Here is a 4,710-nt window from a genome sequence, read left to right on the forward strand (position 1 = left end):
CTGGAAGCAACATTCTGAGTCGGCAGGGCAGCCTGGCCATAGTCCTGGTTCCATTTAAGAACCATAACGTAGGACACGATTGCCAGGGCGACGATCAGGATCGTGCGTTTGATATCCATGATTACTCGGCCATCGAAGAAGAACGGGAGGTAGGGATAGGTGGAACCGGGTCATAACCACCGGGATTCCACGGATGACAGCGACCTAAACGACGAAAGGTCAGCCAGCCACCGCGAAGAAGGCCATGGTTTTCAATGGCTTCTAACGCGTAGCAGGAACAACTGGGGTAGAAACGACAGTGACTGGCCATCAGGGGACTAATGGCATAGCGATAAAACTGGATCGGAACGAGTGCCAGTTTACGCATCGGGACTGTCTACCCCTACAGTTTCGGTTTTGACTGCTGGTACCGGCGTGCTGCGTGCCAGACGCTTCCAGAGTTTGCCGAAATGCTGAATCAATTCGGGGTTTTCTACGTCACCCAAACCTTTGCGCGCGACGATAACGATGTCCCAGCCGACCAGTGAATCCTGGTTGAGGCGAAACGATTCGCGCATCAGACGTTTGAGGCGATTGCGCTCGACGGAGAGCTTTACGCTCTTTTTCCCGATAACCAACCCGAGACGGGGGTGATCAAGATCGTTGTTGCGCGCAAGGAGCAGGAGATTTTTCCCCGGAACCTTGCCGGTAGGGGAGTCAAAGACTGCCTTGAAATGCCGGGGTGTAAGCAGACGCTTTTCCCGACTGAAGTCCTGACTCACCTCCAGTGCCGGCTTATCAAACTGCCAGACGCGCACGACCTTTGGCGCGGCGACGCGACAGTACGGCACGACCGTTCTTGGTAGCCATGCGAGCACGGAAACCGTGGGTACGAGCGCGTTTGATAGTGCTTGGTTGGAAAGTACGTTTCATTGTCGTGTTACCTGGTTCGTCCACAACGGGCCGGAATGGCCCCCGTTTTAAGAGACCGGGGATTCTAGAGAAAGCAAGCCTTCAGGTCAATTTCCAACCAGCGTTTCCTTATAAATAGATCTCCAGGGGTTTGGCGGGTACGAAACCAACGCTAAACATAAAAATAAAGAAGGAGAGTATTTAAAGCTTTTCTGTAAAGCTTATAAAAGCTTAGGACGCGGTTATCTGTGGATAACTGAATGAAGACCTTGTTTTCCGTGATGTACAGAGGATGACAACTACAGTGGAAAACCGTGTTCAGCCTGTGCTGCACTGTCGGATAACCTGTGTGTGAAAGGCTACTTTATCCACAGGCGGGTTACCCACAGAGCTTCACCCCCAGTTGTGCAATGAGCTCAGGCCAGGTTATCCACAGAGCTTATGCACAGACCATTGGTCGTCTTTTTTGCGTATAAATGGCTGATTCTTCTTGTTCGAGGGAGCACCTACGTGTGGATAAGTCGACGTCTGGTCGCGTACAATGGCCGCTTGTTTTTGCCTCACCGGCTTTCAACTTAGGGGATATCCGTGTCAGTGGAACTTTGGCAGCAGTGCGTGGAGCTTCTGCGCGATGAGCTGCCTGCCCAACAATTCAACACTTGGATCCGTCCACTACAGGTCGAAGCCGAAGGCGACGAGTTGCGTGTCTATGCACCCAATCGCTTTGTCCTGGACTGGGTCAACGAAAAGTACCTTGGCCGCGTCCTGGAATTACTGGATGAGCACGGCAACGGTATGGCGCCAGCGCTTTCCTTATTAATAGGCAGCAAGCGCAGTTCGGCGCCGCGTGCAGCACCGAATGCACCGCTGGCGGCGGCCGCGTCCCAGGCTCAGGCTGCATCTGCCCCGGCCAGTACGCAGCCCCCGGCTCCAGCGCCGACCAAGCGTGCGACGCAAAAAGTCGCCGAAGTCACTGAGGAAGAGCCTTCCCGTGACAGCTTCGATCCGATGGCGGGCGCCAGTTCGCAACAGGCTCCGGTTCGTTCCGAACAGCGCACCGTTCAGGTAGAAGGCGCGCTGAAGCACACCAGCTATCTGAACCGCACTTTTACCTTCGAGAATTTCGTTGAGGGCAAGTCCAACCAACTGGCCCGGGCTGCGGCCTGGCAAGTGGCGGACAACCCTAAACACGGTTACAACCCGTTGTTCCTGTATGGCGGCGTAGGTCTGGGTAAAACCCACTTGATGCATGCCGTGGGTAACCACCTATTAAAGAAGAACCCGAATGCCAAGGTTGTGTACCTGCATTCCGAGCGCTTCGTCGCGGACATGGTCAAGGCTCTGCAGCTCAATGCCATCAACGAGTTCAAGCGGTTCTACCGTTCGGTGGACGCTTTGCTGATCGATGACATTCAGTTCTTTGCGCGCAAAGAGCGCTCCCAGGAAGAGTTTTTCCACACCTTCAACGCCCTGCTTGAAGGCGGCCAGCAGGTCATTCTCACCAGTGACCGCTACCCGAAAGAAATCGAAGGCCTTGAAGAACGCCTGAAATCCCGCTTCGGCTGGGGCCTGACGGTTGCCGTCGAGCCGCCGGAACTCGAAACCCGAGTGGCGATCCTGATGAAGAAGGCCGACCAGGCCAAAGTCGAACTGCCTCATGACGCGGCGTTCTTCATCGCCCAGCGTATTCGCTCCAACGTCCGCGAGCTGGAAGGTGCGCTCAAACGCGTGATCGCCCACTCGCACTTCATGGGCCGCGACATCACCATCGAGCTGATTCGCGAATCCCTGAAAGACCTGTTGGCGCTGCAGGATAAACTGGTCTCTGTGGATAACATTCAGCGCACCGTCGCCGAGTACTACAAGATCAAGATTTCCGATCTGCTGTCCAAACGCCGTTCGCGTTCGGTCGCCCGGCCGCGCCAGGTGGCCATGGCGTTGTCCAAGGAACTGACTAACCACAGCCTGCCGGAAATCGGCGATGTGTTTGGCGGTCGTGACCACACGACGGTTTTGCACGCGTGTCGCAAGATCAACGAACTTAAGGAATCCGACGCGGACATCCGCGAGGACTACAAGAACCTGCTGCGTACACTGACCACTTGATGAACACCAGCGCAGCTATTAAGGCAAGGGACTAGACCATGCATTTCACCATTCAACGCGAAGCCCTGTTGAAACCCCTGCAACTGGTCGCAGGCGTTGTCGAGCGCCGACAGACCTTGCCGGTGCTTTCCAACGTGCTGCTGGTTGTCGAAGGCCAGCAACTGTCGCTGACCGGTACCGACCTGGAAGTCGAGCTGGTCGGTCGTGTGCAACTCGAAGAGCCTGCTGAAACCGGCTCCATCACTGTGCCTGCGCGCAAACTGATGGATATCTGCAAAAGCCTGCCAAACGACGCGCTGATCGACATCAAGGTCGACGAACAGAAGCTCGTGGTGAAGGCCGGGCGCAGCCGCTTTACGCTGTCGACCCTGCCGGCCAACGATTTCCCGACTGTCGAGGAAGGCCCTGGCTCGCTGACCTGCAGCCTGGAGCAAAGCAAACTGCGCCGCCTGATTGAGCGCACCAGTTTCGCCATGGCTCAACAGGACGTGCGTTATTACCTTAATGGCATGCTGCTGGAGGTTTCGGCCGGCATCATTCGCGCCGTGGCTACCGATGGACACCGTCTGGCGATGTGCTCGATGCAGGCCGATATCGGTCAACCGGACCGTCACCAGGTTATCGTGCCGCGCAAAGGTATCCTTGAGCTCGCACGTTTGCTGACCGAGCCGGACGGTATCGTCAGCATCGTCCTGGGCCAGCACCACATTCGCGCCACCACCGGCGAGTTCACATTCACCTCGAAATTGGTCGACGGTAAATTCCCGGATTACGAACGTGTATTGCCCAAGGGCGGCGACAAGGTGGTGCTCGGTGACCGTCAGGCACTGCGTGAAGCTTTCAGCCGCACGGCGATTCTGTCCAACGAAAAGTACCGCGGTATCCGTCTGCAACTGGCCAACGGTCAGCTGAAAATCCAGGCGAACAATCCGGAGCAGGAAGAAGCGGAAGAAGAGGTTGGCGTTGAGTACAACGGTGGCTCCCTGGAAATCGGCTTCAACGTTAGCTATCTGCTCGACGTACTGGGCGTGATGACCACCGAGCAGGTTCGTTTGATCCTGTCTGACTCCAACAGCAGTGCGCTGGTACAAGAGTCTGACAACGACGATTCGGCTTACGTCGTCATGCCGATGCGTCTGTAATCATGTTCAGCAGAAGCTAGATGTCCTTAAGTCGCGTCTCGGTCACCGCGGTGCGCAATTTGCACCCGGTGACCTTCTCCCCCTCCCCCCGAATCAATATTCTTTACGGCGCCAACGGCAGCGGCAAAACCAGTGTGCTGGAAGCCATTCACCTGCTGGGGCTTGCGCGTTCGTTTCGCAGTACCCGGCTGTTGCCGGTCATTCAGTATGAGCAATTGGCGTGCACTGTCTTCGGACAGGTCGAACTTGCCGAGGGTGGGCAGAGCGCCTTGGGCATCTCGCGGGATCGTCAGGGTGAATTCCAGATCCGCATCGATGGGCAGAACGCGCGCAGTGCCGCGCAGTTGGCCGAAATCCTGCCCTTGCAGCTGATCAACCCGGACAGTTTTCGCCTGCTTGAAGGGGCACCGAAGATTCGTCGGCAGTTTCTCGATTGGGGTGTGTTCCACGTGGAACCCCGATTCATGTCGACATGGCAACGCTTGCAGAAGGCGCTGCGCCAGAGAAACTCCTGGCTGCGGCATGGTACACTTGACGCCGTTTCGCAAGCGGTTTGGGACAGGGAACTGTG

At 56.4% G+C, this 4,710-nt stretch carries 6 protein-coding genes; 3 read left to right on the forward strand and 3 right to left on the reverse strand.

Annotation, left to right across the window (positions count from 1 at the left end; genetic code table 11):
* Positions 1-121: 121 nt before the first annotated feature.
* From yidD to rpmH, 3 genes are read right to left on the reverse strand one after another with little or no spacing between them, the layout of a single operon-like run.
* Complete coding sequence (yidD, locus tag D8V06_RS16190; RefSeq protein ID WP_010207715.1) at positions 122-367, reverse strand: membrane protein insertion efficiency factor YidD; 246 nt, start codon at positions 365-367, stop codon at positions 122-124.
* Positions 360-761, reverse strand: coding sequence for a ribonuclease P protein component (rnpA, locus tag D8V06_RS16195; protein WP_028620331.1), 402 nt, complete (start codon positions 759-761; stop codon positions 360-362). The genes yidD and rnpA overlap by 8 nt, the downstream gene beginning before the upstream one ends.
* 16 nt (positions 762-777) lie before the next feature.
* Positions 778-912: a 50S ribosomal protein L34 gene (gene rpmH, locus D8V06_RS16200; RefSeq protein WP_003213577.1), complete on the reverse strand. Its 135-nt coding sequence runs from the start codon at positions 910-912 to the stop codon at positions 778-780.
* Between the two features lie 567 nt (positions 913-1,479).
* Here rpmH and dnaA point away from each other — a divergent pair.
* The 3 genes from dnaA to recF form a co-directional block, all read left to right on the forward strand.
* Positions 1,480-2,997, forward strand: a complete 1,518-nt coding sequence (gene dnaA / locus D8V06_RS16205; RefSeq protein WP_056854259.1) for a chromosomal replication initiator protein DnaA — start codon at positions 1,480-1,482, stop codon at positions 2,995-2,997.
* A gap of 38 nt (positions 2,998-3,035) precedes the next feature.
* Positions 3,036-4,139, forward strand: coding sequence for a DNA polymerase III subunit beta (gene dnaN, locus D8V06_RS16210; RefSeq protein ID WP_056854258.1), 1,104 nt, complete (start codon positions 3,036-3,038; stop codon positions 4,137-4,139).
* Between the two features lie 20 nt (positions 4,140-4,159).
* On the forward strand, positions 4,160-4,710 hold a 551-nt coding region (gene recF, locus D8V06_RS16215; protein WP_130931308.1), incomplete at its 3' end, for a DNA replication and repair protein RecF.

Origin of the sequence: Pseudomonas sp. Sample_24 (genome assembly GCF_004307605.1) — a bacterium.
In the GTDB taxonomy this organism is placed as follows: Bacteria; Pseudomonadota; Gammaproteobacteria; order Pseudomonadales; family Pseudomonadaceae; genus Aquipseudomonas.